Raw genomic sequence first — 21,875 nt, 5'->3', positions numbered from 1 at the left:
GGCGCTTTTTTTTGGCTACTCTATTGATTAAGGCGGAGTCCAGGGGCAGGGGATTCAAGCGCCTGTAATATGGCAGGGATCATGGCAGGCAGGTCATCTGCAATGAGGCCTGGGCCAAATGTTGCGGCGGCTCTGCCATGCATCCAGCTCGCTGCTGCAGTGGCTTCAAACGCTGGCAGGCCTTGCGCTAATAATCCCGTAATCAACCCGGCTAAGACATCGCCTGCACCCGCCGTTGCCAACGTGGGCGGCGCATTGTCATTGAGCAGGACGCGACCATCTGGCGCAGCGATAATGGAGATTGCGCCTTTTAACAATAGGGTGGCATTAAACGTCTGCGCTGCCTGCTGCGCTTGTGAGATTCTAAGTGAGAGTGGCGAGGCGACTTCTGTGCCTGTCAGCCTGGCAAATTCACCTGCATGAGGCGTGAGTACGCAAGTGCTCGTGATCGCGCGGCTGAGAGATTCGGCCTCGCCAGCAAATATAGTCAGCGCATCTGCATCAATCACCACGGGTTTACCGGTTTGCAGCATGCGCAAGGTGTTCGTTTGGGTTTGCTGATTCAGGCCGGCGCCAGGCCCAATCAGGTAAGCATTAATGCGAGGGTCGGCAATCAGTTGGTCTATTCCTGTGTCATCGCCATATGGCTTGACCATGATGCTCAGTAACTGGCTGGCATAAACATGAAAGGCAATCTCGGGCACGGCGATGGCAGTGATACCTGCGCCTACACGTGCCGCTGCCAGCGCGGCGAGCCTGGCAGCGCCCGTGATCGGGTAGCCGCCATAGATAAAAGCATAACCGCGATTGTATTTATGGCTGGATGGGCCTAGCTTGGGTAATAGGTGTTGCCAGTATTTTGGCTGGTTGATGGCGTGATTGTGCATTTGCTTATTGTATGCCTGAGCGAGCATCATGGCGAATCTGCGCAGGATTTATCGTTTGCCTTCATTGTCGGCGAGAGGGCTTTACGGTAAAATGTTCTCCCGTCTGTAACAATCTCTAAGTACCTTATCCATGACCAAATATGTATTCGTAACCGGCGGTGTTGTTTCTTCTCTTGGAAAAGGTATCGCAGCCGCCAGTCTTGGCGCGATTCTCGAGTCCCGTGGCATTAAAGTCACCATGTTGAAACTCGATCCCTATATTAACGTTGACCCAGGCACCATGTCGCCATTCCAGCACGGCGAAGTGTTCGTGACCGATGATGGTGCAGAAACCGACCTCGATCTTGGCCATTATGAGCGCTTTATCAGTAGCAAGATGTCCAAGCGCAATAACTTTACGACGGGCCAGATTTACGAAACCGTGATTAAAAAAGAGCGTCGCGGTGAATATTTGGGCAAAACCGTGCAGGTGATTCCGCACATTACCGATGAAATCAAGGCACACGTCAAACGTGGTGCCGAAGGCGCAGATGTAGCGATTGTTGAAGTCGGTGGCACGGTAGGCGATATTGAATCTTTACCGTTTTTGGAAGCCATCCGCCAGATGGGCTTTGAAGAAGGCCGAAACAACGCCTGTTATGTGCACCTGACCCTGTTGCCCTGGATTCCGACCGCTGGCGAATTGAAAACCAAGCCGACACAGCACTCAGTGAAAGAATTGCGCGAGATTGGTATTCAGCCAGACATCCTGTTGTGTCGTGCCGAGCGTGAAATCCCTGAAGATGAAAAGCGCAAGATTGCCTTGTTCACCAACGTGCCTTTTGAGGCTGTGATTAGCGCGATTGATAGCGATTCTATTTACAAGATTCCAGGCTTGCTGCATGAGCAAATGATGGACGAAATCGTCTGTCATAAATTGAATATTCTGGCCAAGGCGGCCGATTTGTCCGCCTGGCAAAAAATTACGCACGCGCAGGCCAACCCGAAAGAAATCGTCGATATCGCTTTTGTCGGTAAATACGTAGACCTGACTGAGTCTTACAAGTCGCTGACTGAAGCCTTGATCCATGCCGGTATCCATACCGAGTCCAAAGTCAAAATTCATTATATTGATAGTGAAGATATTGAAAAGAATGGCACCAATGGCCTGAATGGCATGGATGCGATTCTGATTCCTGGTGGCTTTGGCGTGCGCGGGACCGAAGGCAAGATTGCTGCCATTCGTTATGCACGTGAAAGCAAAGTGCCTTATCTGGGGATTTGCCTGGGCATGCAACTGGCTGTGATTGAATATGCACGTAATGTTGCTGGTCTGAAAGATGCTAACAGTACCGAGTTCAACCCGAAAGCAGAGCACAAACTCATTGGCCTGATTGATGAGTGGCAGGATGCTTCTGGCAAGATTGAAAAACGTGACGAGCATTCTGATCTCGGTGGCACCATGCGTTTAGGCGCACAGAGCTGTCCTATCGTGCCAAATACCCTGGCGGCCAGCATTTATGGCAATGAAGTGAATGAGCGTCATCGTCACCGTTATGAAGTCAACAACCATTACGTGGATCAGTTGAAAGCTGCAGGTTTGGTGATTTCTGCACGTACGCCACGTGAGGAACTGTGTGAAATGATTGAATTGCCGCAAACAGAACATCCATGGTTTGTGGCTTGCCAGTTCCACCCTGAGTTCACTTCTAATCCACGTAGCGGCCATCCATTATTTAAAGCCTATGTGCAGGCAGCCTTGGCGCAAAAAGCGTCCAAAAAGTAAGGAATACTGATGAAATTATGTGGTTTTGACGTTGGCCTGGAGCATCCGCTGTTTTTGATCGCGGGTCCTTGTGTCATCGAATCCAAACAAATGGCGATTGATACAGCTGGCCAGTTAAAAGAAATGGCTGCGCGTATTGGCGTGCCATTTATTTATAAGTCCTCTTATGACAAAGCCAACCGTAGCTCCACCAAAACTTTTCGAGGGTTTGGTATGGATGAAGGCTTGAAGATTCTGGACGAAGTGCGAGCACAGATTGGCGTGCCGATTTTGACTGATGTGCATACTGAAGAGCAGGTGCCACATGTGGCAGCCGTAGTCGATGTGCTGCAGACGCCTGCCTTCTTGTGCCGCCAGACCGATTTTATTGTGGCTTGTGCCCAGTCCGGCAAGCCGGTGAATATCAAAAAAGGCCAGTTTTTGGCGCCTGGTGATATGAAACAGGTGGTTAATAAGGCGAAAGAAGCCAACGGCGGTATCGACAACATTATGGTCTGCGAGCGCGGGGCTTCTTTCGGCTATAACACCCTGGTGTCTGATATGCGTGGCCTGGCCATTATGCGTGAAACCGATTGCCCGGTAGTATTTGATGCGACACACTCGGTACAACAACCTGGTGGGCAGGGCGACAAGAGTGGTGGTCAGCGAGAGTTTGTGCCAGTGTTGGCGCGTGCAGCGGTTGCAAGCGGCATTGCCGGTGTCTTTATGGAAACGCATCCAGACCCAAGCAAAGCCTTGTCAGACGGACCAAACGCCTGGCCCTTGGGCAAAATGGAAGATTTGTTGCATCTGCTGGTCGACCTCGACAAACTGGTGAAAAAAGCCGGTTTCGCAGAACAGACCCTATAATTTTTTGACATCTTAAGATAAGGATAAATCATGAGCGCTATTGTAGATATTATCGCCCGCGAAATTATGGATTCACGCGGTAACCCGACCGTTGAAGTCGATGTATTGCTGGAAAGTGGTGTGATTGGCCGTGCTGCAGTGCCTTCAGGCGCTTCTACCGGTGCCAAAGAAGCCGTAGAGCTGCGTGATGGCGACAAGAGCCGTTACCTGGGTAAGGGCGTGTTAAATGCGATTGAAAACGTCAACACAGAAATTACCGAAGCCATTATCGGTCTGGACGCTGAAGAGCAAAGCTTTATCGACAAAACCCTGATTGAGCTGGATGGCACGGACAATAAAGACCGTTTGGGCGCAAACGCGATTTTGGGCGTATCTATGGCCTGCGCCCGTGCAGCGGCTGAAGAAAGCGGTTTGCCTTTGTATCGCTACCTGGGTGGTTCTGCTTTCATGCAATTGCCAACGCCGATGATGAACATCATTAACGGTGGTGCACACGCTGATAACTCCGTAGATATCCAGGAGTTCATGATTGTGCCAGCCGGTTTGCCAACGTTCCGTGAAGCCTTGCGTGCAGGTGCCGAGGTATTTCATGCCTTGAAGAAAACCTTGCATGCCAAAGGCCTGGCAACGACTGTGGGGGATGAAGGTGGTTTTGCGCCTAACCTGCCATCCAACGAATCTGCCTTGCAATTGATCATGGAATCGATTGAAGCGGCCGGTTACGAGCCAGGTAAAGACATCTACCTGGGTCTGGATTGCGCCAGCACCGAGTTCTTTAAAGATGGTAAATATCACCTGGAATCAGAAGGCGCTGCGCTGACTTCTGCAGAGTTCTGTGACTATCTGGCGACGCTGGCAGGCAAATATCCTATCATCACCATTGAAGATGGTATGGATGAGTTTGACTGGGCTGGTTGGGATCTGCTGACACAACGCTTAGGTAAAACCACACAGTTGGTCGGCGATGACTTGTTCGTGACCAATCCGAAAATCCTGCGTGAAGGCATCCAGAAAGGCGTGGCCAACTCTGTGTTGATCAAAGTGAACCAGATCGGTACCTTGACTGAGACGTTCCAGACCATCGAGATGGCTAAGCGTGCCAACTACACGGCGGTGGTGTCACACCGTTCCGGTGAAACTGAAGATACGACGATTGCCGATATTTCCGTGGCAACCAATGCATTGCAGATCAAAACCGGTTCCCTGTGCCGCTCCGAGCGCGTAGCCAAGTACAACCAGTTGCTGCGTATTGAAGAAGAGTTGGGTGACGCAACCAGCTACGCTGGCTTGTCCGCGTTCTACCAGTTGTTTAAATAACCGCAACCTCATTCAGGTCACTGATAGGTCAACGTGCGTAAACTGACGGTCGTATTGGTGGTCCTGATTGCCCTGCTGCAATATCCATTGTGGCTGGGCAAGGGCAGCTGGTTGCGCGTCTGGCAGTATTCGCAGCAGATCGAGGCGCACGAAAAACGTAATGAATATTACCGTCAGCGTAATGATACTTTGCGTGAAGAAGTGCGCGACCTGAAACAGGGCCAGTCAGCGATTGAAGAGCGCGCGCGTAGCGAGCTGGGGCTGGTCAAGCAGGATGAAGTGTTTTTCCAGGTCATCCAGAATAAACAAGCTGCAAGCAACAAGCCGACGTCGCCGCTGGATGCTAAACCTGCAGAACCAAAAACAGTAGAAATTAAACCAGTGTTACCGGAAACCAGTCCGCACGCACAATAAAAAAGGCGCTTACAGCGCCTTTTTTATTGTCTGATGGTTATGGCGTTATGACAGCACATAAGGTAATTCTTGAAAGGTAAGGGCTTGGCCTTGCCAACTGATCGTGCCTGCCTCTTTAGCCTCCAGGCGGCATTCAGCCAACACCCACCAGGTATTGCCTGCCGCTGGTGCGACACGTACCAGTTGCCCGGCTTCCTGTTGCTGCGCATCCTGTAATACATCGCCTGGCTGAGGCGCGTGTTCACTAGTGAGTTGTGCCAGCAGTGTGCGGCGTTTAACCTTGCCCAGGTAGTGCGTGCGCGCCACGATTTCCTGGCCGGTATAGCAGCCTTTCTTGAAGTTGATGCCATTAAGTGCATCCAGATTGACCATTTGCGGTACAAACTGCTCTTTGGTGGCGGCATAGACTTGCGGAATGCCTGCCTGGATTTCCAATGCCTCCCACTGTGAGGTGCTGCTTGGCGTGAATGTAGCCGACAATGCTTGCCAGCTGGCTTGTGCCTGTTCGCTGGCGGCGATTAACAGGGCGCGTTGCTGTACGCCTGTGTCGGCCAGGCGTATCAGGGTGCCGTAAGGCGTCTGTGCTTGTCGGTATGGCGTGGCGGGTAACGCTTCCATGGTTGTTGCAAGTGTGTCGCTGGCCAGGCCTAAAGCCACGAGTCGCTCACTGGCGTCTTCTACCAGCACTTTGCTGCGCAGCACGTACATACGCAGGCGTTTGACCAAATCCGGGATCAAGTCACGCGGGCATTGCAGATAAATGACATCATCGATGATAAAACTGAAGAACAGTGCCAGTAAGCGGCCTTTGGGCGTGCAGTAACCATTGAATTGCGCGCCTTGGGCTAGCAGTTTAATATCGTTAGTCACTTGCCCTTGCAAAAAGGTCTGGCTGTCTGCGCCACTGATGGCAATCAGCCCCTGGCTGGAAAGGTCAAACAATTGTGCACTGGCGCTGGTGGCCGGGAATGCGGCTTCGCCCAAAGCATTAAATGCTGCGCCTTGTGAGATCAAAAAAGATTGCCAGGCGTTTGCTGGACTGGACATAAAAAAGGGTTCCTTCCGGGGCAGGACATGCTTGTATGTGCCACCCGTATGATTGCGATGAAAAAAGCTATTCTATCAAGTGAAATCGGTCTGCGTCTCAGACCCTCTAAATTTTTATGGGGGTGGTGGTGGCTGTTTTCAATACTGGTGGTGTTCAGCCTGGTTGATTGCCTGCCACCAGTATGGGCGGCGCTGGGCGTGCTGGCTTATCTGCTGGCGTGCGTTTGGCAATGGACGCAGTTACCCGCCACGCGTTGGCCATGGAGCGTGCAGTCATTAAGGGTAGATGTGTTTGGGCAGATGACGTTGACGGACAAGCGTGGCCAGATCTGGTCTTTGATTGTCTTGCCCGACACGGTAGTGCATCCGGCGTGCATCGTGTTGCATATCTCGGCTTTGGCGCTGCAAGCTGATGCTAGTACGTTGGTGCAAACGCCCTCAACGCCAATGATGCGCTGGCTGCGGCCTAAACGCTTGTTGATTCTGTCTGACCAGGCAGACACGCAAGCTTTGCAGGCCTTACGTGTCTGGTTAAAGTGGGGGCTACGCGAGTAATTGCCGTATTGATTAAAGGTATTTATTGAAAATGATTGTCGTGCGCGACAGATTCCGCACGTACCGAGAATTTTGAGCGGATCTGGTTACGGTATAGATGCAGGTTCTGTTTGATTTGGCGCCATGGGTGGCGGCTGGCATAGGTGCCCAACACACACAGGCCAGCCAGGATGGCAAACAGCCAGCTGAGTGGCAGCGGGGCAATATCGTGGCGAGCAGGTTTCTGCGCCTTCATGGCTTGTAGCACGTTGTAAGTACTGTCGCCTTTGATATATTTAGCACCAATCTCTTTGGTCAGGCTTTCCAGGTATTCTGTCGATAGTTTTGAAATAAACCGGTCATTGTCGCCAAAGGCAATGTTGTCATCGCGCACGCCCAAGGTGCTTTCAGAAATCTGGGCAATGCCTGGCTGCATGGCAAAGCTCTCGTTAGACCAGTAACCAATGACCTGATTTTCTGGGCTGAGTTTGGGAATGGCCACGCCTTCTTCTGAGCCGATACCGACAAATAGCCAGTCGTCACCGCCCTGGAATTCTTCCAGGTTCTTGGTGTTAAACGCATGTAGTTTAGGGGCTTCTTCACCGTCGGTGAAATACAGCACTTGTGCCGGTTCTGGCATGGCGCGTACCACTTTGGCCGTCACAAACAGGCTCTCGCGCACGCGGCTATTGCCCGACCAGGCCATACGCCAGTCCAGGTGTGCAATCGTGTCCTGAATCGCCGCAAAGTTGCTGCATACTTCAATCGGTGAGTACATGGCGGCCACCGAGTTGCCAGCGAACATGCCGATACTGACCTTGGTGCCGCAGGGCAGGGAGGCGACGACCTCGTGCATCATATTCTGCATATAGGCCATGCGCGTGACTTTTTTGCCATGCAAGGTCATGTCTTCTGCGTTCATGCTCTGCGAGATATCTGCAATCAAAAAATAGGCGTAGATATTGTGTTTGAACGGAATGCTGGGCCGTAGGATAGCAATCAGCAAAAATAGCAGGGCCAGTCCGAGCAGGGCGGTGTCACGGTGTTTGATAAAGTGTCGTAGCCAGATCTTCATGGGGTGCCAGTCAATAATGTTCAGTCAAATGATTTACGCGTTACACACAACTTGTTATGGCAAGCCGTTAGGGATATTGCCCATGATCAGCCCAGGGTTGTCTGATTCGCCCACGCCTGGGGTCGGTTTTTCCGGCAGCAGGCCCAGTACGCGGTCAAAGTTACGACGTGTACCCCAATTACGGTTATCTGCCTTGAGGGCCGTTTTGTAAGAGGTGGCCGCTTGTGACAGCAGGTATTCAAGCTCGTCACGCGTGCTGTTGTCGTTGCCGCCCGTTAACTGGATGGCGCGCAGGAAGAACATATTGCCTACATTGTGCAATATGGCCGCTCGTTGGCTGGCATTGGCCTGGTCTATGAGCTTGGTGAACAGCAATGTAGACTCTTTATAGCGCTCGTTTTTGCCTAGCCAATAGGCGACAGCAAACTTTGCCTCAAAGCTTTGCTGGTCGGTTTGCGGGCTTTTGGCGGCCATCACGGCTTCGTTGAAGGCTTCTACCTGCTGTATGCGTTGCCAGCTATAAGCCATGGTGGCGAGTGACGCGACTGCCACGACCAGCAGGCCGGTCACCAGTTTATTTACGCTGAGCGCCATGTGTGTATCTCCAGATATTTAACCGCCAGCAGGAAAGCAATCATGACAAATGCAATCCAGTAACAGACATTGGTGTAATCGTGGCCTGGAATTTTCTCCAGGTATTGAATCGGCTTTTTCTCTTTGCTATTAATGTCGGCAATCGCGGCTTCGAGTGATTTGGGGTCAGCCGCTTCATAAGCGCTAAAAGGTGTGCGCAGGGTTTGAAAAAACTGGTACAGCAAGACCTCGCTAGGCATCGGGCCGTCGTAGCTGCTTTCGGCATATTTCGGGTCAAAAATAGTGACGCCGCCAGGCTGGCGTAGCACGATCCAGTAGAGGCCAATGTTGTAGCGTTGCAGCCAGTCACGCAGTTTTTGCTGCACCATGTCGCTGACACGGCCCGCACCATCCGAAATGAGGATGATGACGCGCGAACCAGAGTCCGGCACATCTTTAAACAGTTCCACCGCGCTGGTTAAGCCGCCGCCAATATTGGTTTGAAACAAGGAGTTGCCTGCGGTGGCCTGAATGGCGGATAACATGGCCTCTTTGTTTTCAGTCAGCGGGAGCACATACATGGCAGAGTTGCTGAAGGTGATCAGGCCCATCATGTCGTTACTACGGTGCTCGACAAAGCTGGTCATGATGCGGGCCGCTGCGACCGACTTGGTTTCACCGACATGGCCGTCCTTATCGCCTGCAAACGGGTCATCCATACTGGCGCTGCGGTCCAGCACCAGGCCAATCTGCGCGCCGATGCCAGTGCGTTCAATTTGTTGTTCCAGGCTGTGTGGCCCGGCCAGGCCCAGAATGATAAACAAGATACTGACCACGGCTAGCACCTTGAGCAGAAATCCGATGGTACTGGACAGTGGATCCGGCGGCAGCAGACCTATCCACGAATAATGTCTGCTGTGTGCACGCTCCAGCAATAGTGGCAATAGCGCTAATGGCAGCGCCCATAGCAGCCAGGGATGTGTGAATGCCATTATGCTTTTACCTCAGGGCGTAAGCCGCGCTCGCAGTCACGCATATGGCGACAGAACTTTTTCAGCCATTGTTTGGGCGGCATGCCCAGCTCTAGCGGTGTGTTGGTATCGAAAAACACCTGGCGTGATAGCGCAAAAAACCGTTCGATATCTGGTTTGGCTACAGCAAAAGCGGGCTTGGTTTGTAAAAACCGCTCAACACCATTACCAAATACGCTGTGGCCTGCCACCTGGTGCAAAGCGGCATGCACGGTTGAAATAGCCTGTTGCAAGCCTTGTTCATCTTCAGGCAGTTTGTTGATCTTGCGATAGGCTTTGGCAAAGGCGCCGCCCATATATGGCAGCCAGGTGCGTGCGCCTAAGATGTATAACAAAGCCAACAGGCTGGCGGCTAACACGCCTGCCGCGACTTTGAGGGCCAGCCATTCTTTGTCTGCATGCAGTTTGAGTGGCGCCACAAAAGGGCTCATTTCATTTTTAAGGTTGACCTCGCCATACACCGAGAGCGGTGAAGTGCGGAAGTTAAACGATGGCATGCGGAATTGTTTGACGTCTTTGCTGCCTTGCTGGCGCACTTTGACGATTTCGCCTCTTAAAATGGCCGGTTTGGCGACGCGGCCGATTTTAAACACCTGGTATTCAAGGTGAATGGTATAGACGGATTGCTTGCTTTCACGTTGTTCCTCAACGTCAATGGCAGTCAATTCTATGCCGGATACCTGGCCGCGGTACCTGTGCTCATAACCAACGATAGGCAGCGATTCCTTGATCAGGTCGTAAGGCTGTTTGACTGTCAGTATCATGGTGCGTTGCAATTTGTCGCCGACCACATAGCCGGCATCGCGGCTGGGGTTGATTTCTTTAACGCTGACAAACTTGCTGTCTACCGAAGGTAGAACGACATCGGCCGCGCTGCTCAATGCGGTGCAGAGCAAGGTCGATGCGAGAAATAATGACAATAAATGGTTGCGCGCTTTCATCGGTCGCTTTCCTCAGGCAGGCACATATTGGTGGAAGTAGTCGGTGAGCAGGTCTGCATCAAACGCGTCTTCCACAAAAAATGGCTGCATATCAAATCTCATAAAAATATCTTCAATCGCCTGGCGTCTGGCCGCAAACGCTTCCAGGATACGTTCACGATAAGAAGCGCGCAGGAACAAGGTACGCCGTTCACCAGTTTCCGGGTCGTTGATACTGGTAATGCCAAACTCCGGCAACTCTTTGTATTCGGTGCTGTTCCATAGGATCACTGGCACGATATGGTGGCGCAGCATCAGTAGCAGCGCTTCTTCCAGCTGCTCCAGCGGCATATGAAAGTCAGATACCAGGAATATCAGCGAGCGTTCGCGAGGCAACAGGCGTACGCTCTCTAGCAGCGCGCCTGCACCGACTTCATTCGGTAAATGGTTTTCCAGGCGGTCCGCCAGGTCAAACATGGTGTGCGGGCGCAGCGAGAGCGTGCTCAGCCATTCGTCATGCACATCATCATCAAAGCCTATAAAACCGACCGGATCCGTATTGCGGCTAGCCGATTGTGCCACCGAACGGGTGATATGGGCGGCGGTGACCAGTTTGGTGTGCGGTGTGCCATATTGCATGGAGCCCGACATATCGCACATCACAAATACCGGCGTGGCGCTTTTCTGGTTAAAGATACGCACATAGACCTGCTCCATCGGGTCGCGGATGGTCTGGCGGATGTCGATCCGGCGCGGGTCAGGGTATGACAGCAACGTGGTGTGGCCACGAAACTCCATGCCCATACCGCGCTGGTTGCTCTTGTGGCGGCCAGGGCGACGCGAACGGGAACGCCAGCCGATGTGGTAGCTGAATTCCTTAATGGTTTCCATAACGTTCCAGCAACAAAAACTTTAAGGTGCTGCGACGGCATTGATAATGCCGGTCAGCAATTCGCGTGCGATTTCGGTACGGCGCATTTCGTAAACCGGACTGAATACCAGGCGGTGCGCAATTGTTTCGTGGAACACGGCATGAATGTCTTCCGGCACCACGGCCTGGCGATTATTGAGCCAGGCGTTAACGCGGGCCGCACGCAGCAACATGCCCATCCCACGCGGGCTGGCGCCACTCAGTACCAGGCGTTTCATATCGACATTGGATACTTTGACGCCGTAAGCCACTGGGTCTTTAGTTGCTAACCACAAGTCCAGCGCATATTTACGCAGGGCAGGGCTGGCCTGGATATTTTCCTGGATGACCTTGGCGAAGCTGTTTAACTGGTCAAACTTGAGAATGTCAGCGGGCACGTTGGAAATCAGCTGGTCTACATCGTGGAAGCGTGTGTCAAAAATCAATGACTCCATAATGTCATGCGCAGGCGGCACCACAATCGGGATTTCCATCATGAAACGGTCACGCGCCGCAGACGGGATATCAAAGGTTTCTTCACGCTCGACCTGGTTGCGGTCAGCAAAAACCAGCATGTGCGGGAAGTAATGTTCTTTATTAAAAGCCGTCAGCGTGCGTTCTGCCATCACGCGCAACATCAGTGAGTGTACTTGCGGGCGGGCGCGGTTGATTTCGTTAAAAAAGAAAATCGATAAATCCTGGCCGGACATCAACAGTGGGCCTGGGCTCACATGAGGTTTGCCATCTTCACCCAGATAGGTGTGATACACCAGATCATTTGGCATCAGGTCAATCGTACCCTCAATCCGTTGGTAACCGCCGCCAATGCCGCGCGTAAAGGCGCGCAGCAAAGTGGTTTTACCCACACCGACATCGCCTTCCAGCAACACGTGGCCGCGTGCAAATACGGCAGTGGTGATCAGGCGTACTGGATTTTCCTGACCGACGACGACTTTGTTAACTTCCGACTCTAATGTGAGCGCATGGGTACGCCAATCGTTTAGTTGTTGATCTTGCATGCCTGATTTCCTGATAAGGTTGAACGTTAGTTGGTGCTGAATTGTAACTAATTTGTAATTGAAAACGGCTTGATGATGCGAAATTATCCTTTAAAGCCTGATAGGCTGGTCATTATCAAGTTGTAAAATTCAGTAACAATTTAGTGAATACTACCTATATTCTTCCAAAAAGTATACAGGTCGGTATAGTTATTGGATGACAAAAAGCTTTCACTAAACGCAATTTCCGGCGAAAATATTGTTTTATACTAAAAATCTAAAAATACATGACTAGAAAAAGTAGTTTCAGCAAAGAGGATTTGTTGGCGTGCGGCCGCGGCGAAATGTTCGGCGAAGGTAACGCACAATTGCCATTACCACCAATGCTGATGTTTGACCGTATCGTAAAGATTTCTGACGAGGGTGGAAAATACGGCCAGGGCGAAATTATTGCAGAGCTCGATATTCGTCCTGATTTGTGGTTTTTTGAATGCCACTTTACCGGTGACCCGGTGATGCCTGGCTGTTTGGGCCTGGATGCCATGTGGCAACTGGTTGGCTTCTTCCTGGGTTGGAAAGGTGGCCCTGGCCGTGGCCGTGCCCTGGGTTCTGGTGAAGTGAAGTTTACCGGCCAGGTATTGCCATCAGCCAAGCTGGTGCGCTACCACATTGATTTAAAACGTGTGATCATGCGCAAGCTGGTGATGGGTATTGCCGATGCACGTATGGAAGTGGATGGCCGCGAGATTTATAATGCCAGTGATTTGCGTGTCGGTTTATTTACCAGCACGGACAATTTCTAGTCGTCTTTACAGTTTTTGAAGTGAATGGGAGGCGCAATGCGTCGCGTAGTGATTACAGGATTTGGTATCGTATCAAGTCTTGGTAATAACAAACAGGAAGTGCTGGGCAGCCTGAAAGCAGGCCGTTCCGGTATTACTTATCAACCTGAATATGCCGAGCGCGGTTTGCGTTCGCATGTGGCAGGCTCGATCAAAAATCTGGATGTTGAAGCCTTGATTGATCGCAAGCTGTTGCGTTTTATGGCCAAGGGCCATGCTTACGCCTGGCTGGCGATGCAGGAAGCAATTGCTGATGCAAACTTGCCGGAAGACCTGGTTTCAAATGTGCGTACCGGCCTGATTGTCGGTGCAGGTGGCACGTCTACTGAAAGTATGCTGGACGGCACCAATACGCTGGCAGAAAAAGGCATTCGCCGTGTTGGCCCTTATATGGTGACCAAAACCATGAGCAGCGGGATTGCCGCTTGCCTGGCGACTGGCGCTAAAATCAAAGGTGTGAATTACGGCATCAGCTCTGCCTGTTCAACCAGTGCGCACTGTATTGGCGCGGGTGTTGAGCAAATTCAACTGGGCAAGCAAGATATTGTGTTTGCTGGTGGTGGTGAAGAAGAACACTGGACCATGAGCTACCTATTTGATGCCATGGGCGCATTGTCTAGCAAATATAACGAAACACCAGAAAAAGCATCCCGTACTTATGATGCCGACCGCGATGGCTTCGTGATTTCCGGCGGCGGCGGTATTGTCGTACTGGAAGAGTATGAGCACGCCAAAGCACGTGGCGCACAGATTTATGCCGAGGTGATTGGCTACGGCGCAACGTCAGATGGTTATGACATGGTGGCACCAAGTGGTGAAGGCGCTGTGCGCTGTATGCAACAGGCATTGCAGGGCATTAATCCGGAAGACATCGACTACATCAATACGCATGGTACCAGTACGCCGTTGGGCGATACCAAGGAGCTGGAAGCGATTCGTACCGTGTTCGGTGACAATAGCAAGACAGCCATTGCCTCGACCAAGTCATTGTCTGGCCACGCGTTGGGCGCTGCGGGTGTGAATGAGGCGATTTACACTTTGCTGATGATGCAGCACGGCTTTATTGCAGCCTCTGCCAATATTGAGACGCTGGATCCTGCAGCTGAAGGCTTGAATATTGTGCGTAGCCCGATTGCTTCGGCGCGGATTCAAACTGCGTTGTCTAACAGCTTTGGTTTTGGTGGCACCAATGCCACATTGACTTTATCGACCAAAAATCTTTAAAGTCTCTGCAAGCATTGAACGGGCAGTGTGTTGATAAGGCACACTGCCTTTCTTTTTTGATGGCTTGGTTCGTTAACAGCCGGAGCTGTCTATGGTAACGTTCAGGCCAGATGCATTGGCTGAGCCCGTGGTGATGGTGTATTCCAGTTTGCAGTGATTGCTGTCCCTGGCGCCCTGCAACGTATAGGTGGCATGATTGGTATCAGACAGCGCTGCTTGCACCGAGAATTTCCCGGCATCCACTAACTTAGACAAGGTCCCAGCCCCATCTGCATTGCCCAGCCAGCCAACCGGATAGCCATGACTAAAGTAAATTGTATTGCCTTCTATCACGGCGGATGGCGCATTCTGATTGCCATCGCATTGCGGGTCTGACATGCACACACCCTTGGCCATGGTGGCGACGGCCAGCACATTGGCTTTAAACGCTTGCAAAGCGGCCAGCCTGGCTTGTGTATCAATCTGCGAAATACGCGCATAGGCAGTCACCGCCAGCGCTGATAGAATCAGCATGACGACGATCATTTCTATCAGGGTAAAACCAGATGAGGTGCGTGAAATTTTTTTCATTGCACACGATCTTATCGTATGCAGTCTGCGTGATTGTCAATTTTTGTCGAATGTTGCAAGTGTTAAATAAGGCTTACAAATGCGTTTTTTAAAAAGCTTCTGCACGGTAGTTTTGCTAGGGTTGTTGCTGACTCACTGTGTGAGTATGGGTGATCGTACGGTGAAAATGAACACCGCCCAGTTACAGCAAAAACTCAATCACAAGCTGGCAAAACCACTCACCGTCATGAAGGTGTTTCATGTCCAGCTTTCCAATGCATTGGTTTCGATGGATCCTGCCTCAGGCCGGATTCATACCCTGATGGATGCCAGCGTACAAAGTGATTTGTTATCCAACGCGGCTACCGGCAAACTGGGAGTGTCTGGTTTGGTTAAGTTTGACCAGGCACGCAATGCCGTGGTGCTTGATCAGCCTGCCGTGGATTCCTTCAAGCTGGATGGCGCCAATAGCGAGTGGAATGGCCTGGTGCAGCAATTGGCTCAAAGTCTGAGTGGCAAATGGCTGAACCAACTGGTGTTATATGAAGTGAAGCCTGAGGATTTAAGCTACGCGGGCCGCCATTACCAGCCTACCGATTTACAAGTGACGGCTGATGGTTTGCAGGTAACACTCAAGCCGCAGTAGTCGGGCGTTTATACGGATGCTGCCAGGTGGGATTCCAGTAGCAGAGCGGCAACGACTTTGCGGCCTTCGGCGGTCAGGATGTTGAAGGTGCGGCAGGCCGCAGCCGTGGTCATGCATTCCACGGCGATGTTCGCTGCCAGGAATGCTTGTGTGTGCCGAGGGTGAATAAAACGCTGTTTATCGCCCGTACCTAGCAATACCACTTCCGGACGAAAGTCCAGTATCGCAGCTAATTGCTCCGCATCCAATGTTTCCCATGCTCCCTGAAACCAGTCTGTACTTAAGGCTTGTTCGCTGACAATCACCGGCTGTGTATAGCGCTGGCGATTAATGATCACCGCGTCGCTATCGACGCCATTAATTTGATATTGCTGTTCGCTGGTATGTAGGTGTAGTTTCATAAGCGGTAATCGTGATTCGCCTGCAAATTGCCCATGACAAAAAATCTGTTTAAATCTACCGATTCAGAGTCTGGCAAAGGGCTAAGGTTCATTGATGTAGCAAGGGTTTGCAGGTAGAATGAAAGTTTTACTTTAAGAGCTTAACACACGCCAGATGTGTTTGTTAACCAGCGATGAAGCCAGTCAATAAATCCAGCAAACTCAGTAATGTCTGTTACGACATCCGCGGCCCGGTATTGCAACGTGCGCGCCAGATGGAAGAAGACGGACAGCGCATTATCAAGCTGAACATCGGCAACCCGATGCCATTCGGCTTTAATGCGCCAGAAGAAATCGTTCAGGACGTGATCCACAATATGGACCACGCCTCAGGCTATACGGATTCCAAAGGGTTGTTCGCGGCGCGCAAAGCCATCATGCATTACACCCAGCAAAAAAATATTGCAGGCGTGACCATAGACGACATCATCATCGGTAACGGTGTATCCGAGCTGATTGTGATGGCCATGCAGGGCCTGCTCAATAATGGCGACCAGATTCTGGTGCCTATGCCGGATTACCCTTTATGGACGGCAGCGGTGAACCTGGCGGGCGGCACGGCGCGGCATTATGTCTGTGATGAGCAATCCGGCTGGTTGCCTGACTTGGCTGATATTGAAAACAAGATCACGGCCAACACCAAAGGCATCGTGATTATCAACCCGAATAACCCGACCGGTGCCTTGTACCCCAAAGAAACACTGGAAGGCATTATCGAGATCGCGCGTCACCATGGCCTGGTGATTTTTGCCGACGAGATTTACGACAAGGTGCTGTATGACGGCAACACACATACATCTATCGCCTCACTGGCCGATGATGTGCTGTTTGTGACCTTTAACGGTTTGTCTAAAAACTATCGCGCTTGTGGCTACCGCTCAGGCTGGATGATTATCTCCGGCGATAAAAAAGATGCCAAAGATTATATCGAAGGCTTAAACATGCTAGCCTCCATGCGCTTGTGTGCCAATGTGCCGGGGCAGTTAGCCATTCAAACGGCGCTTGGTGGTTACCAGAGTATTAACGACCTGGTAGCACCTAGCGGCCGTTTGTGCAAACAACGTGATTTGGCCTATGACATGCTGACTGCCATGCCGGGCGTGACCTGTGTCAAACCGGCGGCAGCCATGTATCTGTTCCCCAAGCTGGATCCGGTGATGTATCCGATTGAGGACGACCAGCAGTTTATTCTCGACCTGTTGCTGGAAGAAAAGGTGTTGCTGGTGCAGGGCACTGGCTTTAACTGGAAAACACCTGACCATTTCAGGGTGGTTTTCTTACCCAATGTAGACGACTTGACAGAAGCCATGACGCGCATAGGCCGCTATCTGGATAGCTATCGCAAGAAGCATGCAAAATAAAGAAACATTCAAAATAAGGTAAGCGTGCGCGCAAGCCATTAATGGTGAGTATGAGTATGAAAGAGTTAAAAGTAGGGTTGTTGGGCATAGGCACAGTGGGTGGCGGTACCTATACCGTGATTACGCGTAACCAGGCAGATATCGCACGCCGTCTTGGTGGCAATATCCGTATTGTGCAAGTGGCTGACCGCAATCTTGAGCTGGCAAAACAGGTGACTGGCGGCCAGGTGGCCGTGACTGACGATGCCTTCGCGGTGGTGAATAACCCGGAAATCGATGTCGTCGTCGAGTTGATCGGCGGCTACACCGTGGCTAAAGAGTTGGTGTTAACCGCGATTGCCAATGGCAAGCACGTGGTGACCGCTAACAAGGCCTTGCTGGCTGTGCACGGTAACGAGATTTTTAAAGCCGCGGCTGACAAGGGCGTGATTGTCGCCTTTGAAGCAGCGGTAGCCGGTGGTATCCCTATCATCAAAGCTTTGCGTGAGGGCTTAAGTGCCAACAAGGTGGAGTGGGTGGCTGGCATTATCAATGGCACGACCAACTTTATCCTGACTGAAATGCGCGACAAAGGCCTGGCTTTTGCCGATGTGCTGAAAGAAGCGCAACGTCTGGGTTATGCTGAGGCAGACCCGACCTTTGACGTGGAAGGGATCGATGCCGCGCATAAGCTGACGATTATGGCCAGCATTGCCTTTGGCATGCCGATGCAGTTTGAACATGCGTATACCGAAGGCATTACCAAGCTCACCATTAAAGATATTCAATATGCGCAGGAGTTGGGTTACCGCGTGAAATTGCTGGGCATCAGCAAAAAAGCCGAGGCTGGTGTTGAGCTGCGTGTGCATCCGACGCTGATTCCTGAAAAGCGCCTGATTGCTAACGTGGATGGCGCCATGAACGCTGTTGTGGTTAAAGGCGATGCAGTTGGTCCAACCTTGTATTACGGTGCCGGTGCAGGCGCTGAGCCGACCGCCAGTGCGGTGGTGGCTGACTTGGTGGATATTGCCCGCTTGCAAGGCACCAAGGCTGAGCAGCGTGTGGCTTATCTGGGCTATCAGTTAGACCAGCAGCAAGTGTTGCCGATTTTGCCGATTGCCGAAGTGCATTCAGCCTATTACCTGCGCTTGCGTGCTTCTGACAAACCAGGCGTGATGGCAGATATCACCAAGGTGCTGGCGGATCTGCAAATCTCGATTGATGCCATGCTGCAAAAAGAGCCAGCCGAGGGCGAGTCAGAAGCCGATATCGTAATCTTGACGCACACGACGCAAGAAAAGATCATGGATGCAGCGATTGCCAATATTGAGGCACTGCCTGCTATCGCCGCCGGTGTGACGAAAATCCGCATGGAAGCACTGTCACGCTAATTAAGGTTTTGAGCATAGGTTAATGCAATGAAATATATCAGTACCCGCGGGCAGTCGCCTGCTTTAACATTTAGTGAAATTTTGCTGGGTGGCCTGGCGCCAGACGGCGGTTTGTACCTGCCCGAGCAATATCCGCAATTCAGTGATGCTGACTTGACCGCCATGCGCGGTATGAATTACCGTGAACTGGCCTTTGCCATCCTGTCACGCCTGGTGGATAACAGTGATATTCCGCACGTAGACCTGAAGGCGATCATTGATAAGACCTACCGTGCCGAGGTGTATCAATATGCGCGCGCTGGCCAAAACGCTGAAGACATCACGCCTACGCTCAAACTGGAAGATAACCTTTACCTGTTAAGCCTGTCCAACGGCCCAACATTGGCGTTTAAAGACATGGCCATGCAATTGCTGGGTAATCTGTTTGAATATGTGCTGGCCAAAACTGGCCAGACCACCAATATCTTGGGCGCGACTTCAGGCGATACGGGCTCTGCGGCCGAATACGCCATGCGTGGTAAAAAAGGCGTGCGCGTCTTTATGTTATCGCCATACCAGAAAATGAGCCGCTTCCAGACCGCGCAGATGTTCAGCCTGCAAGACGACAATATTTTCAATATTGCTGTGAAGGGCGTGTTCGATGATGCGCAGGATATGGTGAAAGCCGTGTCCAATGACCACGTATTCAAGGCGCAATATAAAATCGGTGCCGTGAACTCTATCAACTGGGGCCGTATTGCGGCGCAGATTGTGTACTACTTCAAAGGCTACCTGGCGGTGACGGCAAATAACAGCCAGAAAGTCAGCTTTACCGTGCCTAGCGGCAACTTCGGCAACATTTGCGCCGGACATATTGCGCGCATGATGGGCTTGCCAATCGACCAGTTAGTCGTGGCTACCAACGAAAATGACGTGTTGGACGAGTTCTTTAATACCGGCGTTTACGCACCGCGTGGTTCCGCCAATACTTACCACACCTCCAGCCCGTCTATGGATATTAGTAAAGCCTCTAACTTTGAGCGTTTTATTTATGACCTGGTTGGCCAGGATGGTGGCAAAGTGCGCGAGCTATGGTCAGCAGTAGATACGGGTGGCCAGTTTGACTTGAATGCGCAAGGCTATTTCAGCAAAGTTGCCGGGTTTGGTTTTGTGTCTGGGCATAGCAATCATGCGCACCGTATGCAAACCATACGCGCGACCAAAGAACAATATGGCGTCACGATTGATACGCATACCGCTGATGGCCTGAAAGTGGCGCTGGAACACCGCAAAGCCGACGTGCCTATGCTGGTATTGGAAACCGCCTTGCCAGCCAAGTTTGAAGATGCGATTGTCGAGGCATTGGGCGAAAAACCTGAGCGTCCAGCCAGTCTGGTGGGCCTGGAAGACTTGCCACAAACCTCAACGGTCATGGATGTCAGTGTCGATGCCATTAAAGCCTTTATCATCGCCAATACTTAACGCTTAGCGGGAGCCGGTCTATGCAGCAGTATCATGATTTATTGAACCACGTGCTTGCACATGGTCATGTGAAAACGGATCGCACCGGCACCGGCACCACCTCGGTGTTTGGTTACCAGATGCGCTTTAACCTGGCTGAGGGTTTCCCGCTACTGACGACCAAAAAAGTCCATTTAAAATCAATTATCCACGAGCTGTTGTGGTTCTTGCAGGGCAGCACCAATATTGCTTACCTCAAAGAGCATGGCGTTAAAATCTGGGATGAGTGGGCAGACGAACAAGGCAACCTGGGTCCGGTCTATGGCTATCAATGGCGTAATTGGCCCAAGCCGGACGGCACGCACATCGATCAGATCACACAAGTGGTTAACCAGATCAAGAACACGCCTGATTCGCGTCGTTTAATCGTTTCAGCCTGGAACGTAGCAGACGTCGAGCGCATGAAATTGCCGCCGTGCCATGCGTTTTTTCAGTTTTATGTCGCTGATGGCAAGCTCTCTTGCCAGTTGTATCAGCGCAGTGCAGATATTTTTCTCGGCGTGCCATTCAATATCGCGTCTTACGCCTTGTTGACCATGATGGTGGCGCAGGTGTGCGACTTGCAATTGGGTGACTTTGTGCATACCTTGGGCGACGCGCATATTTACAGCAACCATATGGAGCAGGTCAAAGAGCAATTGTCGCGTACGCCACGTGCATTGCCGCATATGCGCATTAACCCCGATGTGAAAGACCTGTTCGCTTTCAAGTTTGAAGACTTCACCTTGGAAAATTACGATCCGCATCCAGCCATCAAGGCGCCAGTGGCCGTGTAGTCCAGCGGTTTGACGGTTGATTAAATGGCTGACTGTAGCCATTTTGTTAATAAGGTGTAATATTTTCAAAAGCTTACGGCGTTTTTGTTATCCTTTTCGCGTTATGAATTCACGAAACATGCGTCCCTAGCGCGTGTTTCGCGTTTTTTCATTCATGACTTTAAACAAGGAGATCATTATGCAAATGAAAGCGTCATTATTAGCGGCCGCGTTATGCGGTGTGTTATCCGGTCCAGCATTCGCCGACCACGAAACCATCAAACCAAAGGCTTACGACAGCCTGGGCAAGTGCGTAAAAGCGGCATTATCCAAGCACGATGGCAAAATCGTTAAGCTGGAAGCCAAGTCTGAGCGCAAGCAATTGGTATACGAGTTTGACGTGCAATCTAACGACGGTAAAGCCTGGGATATCGAGTGCAATGCGAAAACTGGCAAAATCACTGAAGTAGAAGAAGAAGTGACTGCCGATGATGAAAGATTCAAGGCGTTAGCTAAAGTGTCTGAAGAAGAGGCCAAAGCGACAGCATTGGCTGCGCATCCAGGTAAAGTGGTTGAAGTGGAGTATGAGCTGGAGCCAGACGGCAAAGCTTCTTACGAATTTGACATCCTGGAAGCCGACAACGAAGAAGTGAAAATCGAAGTTGACGCAACGACCGGTAAAATCGTAGAAACCAGCTACGAAGTTTACCAAATCGGCCAAGAGTAATTACTGGCTCGCTCAATTAAGTAGTGACCAAGCAAAAGGCACCGCATCTGCGGTGCCTTTTTTGCATGAGATCAATATGCAAGTGAGGGAGTGTCTACCCCGATACCAGCTGATATGCAGTCTGCTGGTATCGGTCCTAGT

General features: G+C 51.4%; 23 protein-coding genes. 13 read left to right on the top strand and 10 right to left on the bottom strand.

What is annotated here, in order from left to right; all coding sequences use genetic code 11:
• Positions 1-20: 20 nt before the first annotated feature.
• A complete protein-coding gene (locus tag ACIDE9_RS07970) occupies positions 21-917 on the bottom strand; it encodes an NAD(P)H-hydrate dehydratase (protein ID WP_411994008.1) in 897 nt (298 codons plus the stop codon).
• A gap of 100 nt (positions 918-1,017) precedes the next feature.
• On the opposite strand from ACIDE9_RS07970, the gene ACIDE9_RS07965 reads away from it, so the two are divergent.
• The 4 genes from ACIDE9_RS07965 to ftsB are packed head-to-tail and all read left to right on the top strand — an operon-like array spanning position 1,018 to position 5,232.
• Complete coding sequence (locus ACIDE9_RS07965) at positions 1,018-2,652, top strand: CTP synthase (protein WP_411994007.1); 1,635 nt, start codon at positions 1,018-1,020, stop codon at positions 2,650-2,652.
• A gap of 9 nt (positions 2,653-2,661) precedes the next feature.
• Complete coding sequence (gene kdsA, locus ACIDE9_RS07960) at positions 2,662-3,501, top strand: 3-deoxy-8-phosphooctulonate synthase (RefSeq protein ID WP_411994006.1); 840 nt, start codon at positions 2,662-2,664, stop codon at positions 3,499-3,501.
• Between the two features lie 30 nt (positions 3,502-3,531).
• Entirely contained in the window at positions 3,532-4,818 is a 1,287-nt protein-coding gene (gene eno, locus ACIDE9_RS07955; protein WP_411994005.1) for a phosphopyruvate hydratase, read from the top strand.
• Positions 4,819-4,851: 33 nt separating this feature from the next.
• The gene (ftsB, locus tag ACIDE9_RS07950) at positions 4,852-5,232 is read left to right on the top strand and encodes a cell division protein FtsB (RefSeq protein ID WP_194753396.1); all 381 of its coding nucleotides are present in this window, start codon (positions 4,852-4,854) and stop codon (positions 5,230-5,232) included.
• A gap of 45 nt (positions 5,233-5,277) precedes the next feature.
• On the opposite strand, the gene ACIDE9_RS07945 is transcribed toward ftsB, so the two are convergent.
• Positions 5,278-6,279 (bottom strand): YgfZ/GcvT domain-containing protein, encoded by a 1,002-nt coding sequence (locus tag ACIDE9_RS07945; RefSeq protein WP_411994004.1) that lies wholly within the window; start codon positions 6,277-6,279, stop codon positions 5,278-5,280.
• A 57-nt stretch (positions 6,280-6,336) separates the two neighbouring features.
• On the opposite strand from ACIDE9_RS07945, the gene ACIDE9_RS07940 reads away from it, so the two are divergent.
• The gene (locus tag ACIDE9_RS07940) at positions 6,337-6,834 is read left to right on the top strand and encodes a hypothetical protein (protein ID WP_228519743.1); all 498 of its coding nucleotides are present in this window, start codon (positions 6,337-6,339) and stop codon (positions 6,832-6,834) included.
• A 22-nt stretch (positions 6,835-6,856) separates the two neighbouring features.
• Here ACIDE9_RS07940 and ACIDE9_RS07935 read toward each other — a convergent pair whose 3' ends face one another.
• From ACIDE9_RS07935 to ACIDE9_RS07910, 6 genes are read right to left on the bottom strand one after another with little or no spacing between them, the layout of a single operon-like run.
• Complete coding sequence (locus ACIDE9_RS07935) at positions 6,857-7,888, bottom strand: vWA domain-containing protein (RefSeq protein WP_194753398.1); 1,032 nt, start codon at positions 7,886-7,888, stop codon at positions 6,857-6,859.
• 54 nt (positions 7,889-7,942) lie between these two features.
• Complete coding sequence (locus ACIDE9_RS07930; RefSeq protein ID WP_411994003.1) at positions 7,943-8,482, bottom strand: hypothetical protein; 540 nt, start codon at positions 8,480-8,482, stop codon at positions 7,943-7,945.
• On the bottom strand, positions 8,467-9,453 hold the full coding sequence (locus ACIDE9_RS07925; RefSeq protein ID WP_194753400.1) for a vWA domain-containing protein: 987 nt from the start codon (positions 9,451-9,453) through the stop codon (positions 8,467-8,469). Before ACIDE9_RS07925 ends, ACIDE9_RS07930 begins: the two co-directional genes overlap by 16 nt.
• Complete coding sequence (locus ACIDE9_RS07920) at positions 9,453-10,433, bottom strand: hypothetical protein (RefSeq protein WP_194753401.1); 981 nt, start codon at positions 10,431-10,433, stop codon at positions 9,453-9,455. The genes ACIDE9_RS07925 and ACIDE9_RS07920 overlap by 1 nt, the downstream gene beginning before the upstream one ends.
• Positions 10,434-10,445: 12 nt before the next feature.
• Positions 10,446-11,303 (bottom strand): DUF58 domain-containing protein, encoded by an 858-nt coding sequence (locus tag ACIDE9_RS07915; RefSeq protein ID WP_411994002.1) that lies wholly within the window; start codon positions 11,301-11,303, stop codon positions 10,446-10,448.
• A 21-nt stretch (positions 11,304-11,324) separates the two neighbouring features.
• The gene (locus tag ACIDE9_RS07910; RefSeq protein WP_194753403.1) at positions 11,325-12,341 is read right to left on the bottom strand and encodes an AAA family ATPase; all 1,017 of its coding nucleotides are present in this window, start codon (positions 12,339-12,341) and stop codon (positions 11,325-11,327) included.
• 266 nt (positions 12,342-12,607) lie between these two features.
• Between ACIDE9_RS07910 and fabA the strand changes: the two genes are divergently transcribed.
• Positions 12,608-13,123, top strand: a complete 516-nt coding sequence (gene fabA / locus ACIDE9_RS07905; RefSeq protein WP_024929930.1) for a 3-hydroxyacyl-[acyl-carrier-protein] dehydratase FabA — start codon at positions 12,608-12,610, stop codon at positions 13,121-13,123.
• A 36-nt stretch (positions 13,124-13,159) separates the two neighbouring features.
• Positions 13,160-14,386, top strand: coding sequence for a beta-ketoacyl-ACP synthase I (gene fabB / locus ACIDE9_RS07900; protein ID WP_411994001.1), 1,227 nt, complete (start codon positions 13,160-13,162; stop codon positions 14,384-14,386).
• Between the two features lie 72 nt (positions 14,387-14,458).
• On the opposite strand, the gene ACIDE9_RS07895 is transcribed toward fabB, so the two are convergent.
• Positions 14,459-14,956: a type II secretion system protein gene (locus tag ACIDE9_RS07895; RefSeq protein WP_411994000.1), complete on the bottom strand. Its 498-nt coding sequence runs from the start codon at positions 14,954-14,956 to the stop codon at positions 14,459-14,461.
• Positions 14,957-15,035: 79 nt separating this feature from the next.
• On the opposite strand from ACIDE9_RS07895, the gene ACIDE9_RS07890 reads away from it, so the two are divergent.
• A complete protein-coding gene (locus ACIDE9_RS07890; RefSeq protein WP_411993999.1) occupies positions 15,036-15,581 on the top strand; it encodes a DUF1439 domain-containing protein in 546 nt (181 codons plus the stop codon).
• An 8-nt stretch (positions 15,582-15,589) separates the two neighbouring features.
• Here ACIDE9_RS07890 and ACIDE9_RS07885 read toward each other — a convergent pair whose 3' ends face one another.
• Entirely contained in the window at positions 15,590-15,982 is a 393-nt protein-coding gene (locus ACIDE9_RS07885) for an Mth938-like domain-containing protein (protein ID WP_411993998.1), read from the bottom strand.
• 173 nt (positions 15,983-16,155) lie between these two features.
• On the opposite strand from ACIDE9_RS07885, the gene ACIDE9_RS07880 reads away from it, so the two are divergent.
• The 5 genes from ACIDE9_RS07880 (at position 16,156) to ACIDE9_RS07860 (ending at position 21,734) form a co-directional block, all read left to right on the top strand.
• The gene (locus ACIDE9_RS07880) at positions 16,156-17,382 is read left to right on the top strand and encodes a pyridoxal phosphate-dependent aminotransferase (protein ID WP_194753408.1); all 1,227 of its coding nucleotides are present in this window, start codon (positions 16,156-16,158) and stop codon (positions 17,380-17,382) included.
• Positions 17,383-17,438: 56 nt separating this feature from the next.
• Positions 17,439-18,752, top strand: a complete 1,314-nt coding sequence (locus tag ACIDE9_RS07875; protein WP_411993997.1) for a homoserine dehydrogenase — start codon at positions 17,439-17,441, stop codon at positions 18,750-18,752.
• A 27-nt stretch (positions 18,753-18,779) separates the two neighbouring features.
• Positions 18,780-20,213, top strand: coding sequence for a threonine synthase (gene thrC, locus ACIDE9_RS07870; protein ID WP_411993996.1), 1,434 nt, complete (start codon positions 18,780-18,782; stop codon positions 20,211-20,213).
• Between the two features lie 20 nt (positions 20,214-20,233).
• The gene (locus ACIDE9_RS07865; RefSeq protein WP_411993995.1) at positions 20,234-21,028 is read left to right on the top strand and encodes a thymidylate synthase; all 795 of its coding nucleotides are present in this window, start codon (positions 20,234-20,236) and stop codon (positions 21,026-21,028) included.
• A 178-nt stretch (positions 21,029-21,206) separates the two neighbouring features.
• On the top strand, positions 21,207-21,734 hold the full coding sequence (locus tag ACIDE9_RS07860; protein WP_194753423.1) for a PepSY domain-containing protein: 528 nt from the start codon (positions 21,207-21,209) through the stop codon (positions 21,732-21,734).
• The last annotated feature ends 141 nt before the right edge of the window (positions 21,735-21,875 follow it).

Origin of the sequence: Methylophilus sp. 'Pure River' (genome assembly GCF_046765995.1) — a bacterium.
GTDB lineage: Bacteria > Pseudomonadota > Gammaproteobacteria > Burkholderiales > Methylophilaceae > Methylophilus.
The sequence above is the reverse complement of the archived record's forward strand: the minus strand, read 5'-3'. Positions and strand labels throughout refer to the sequence as shown.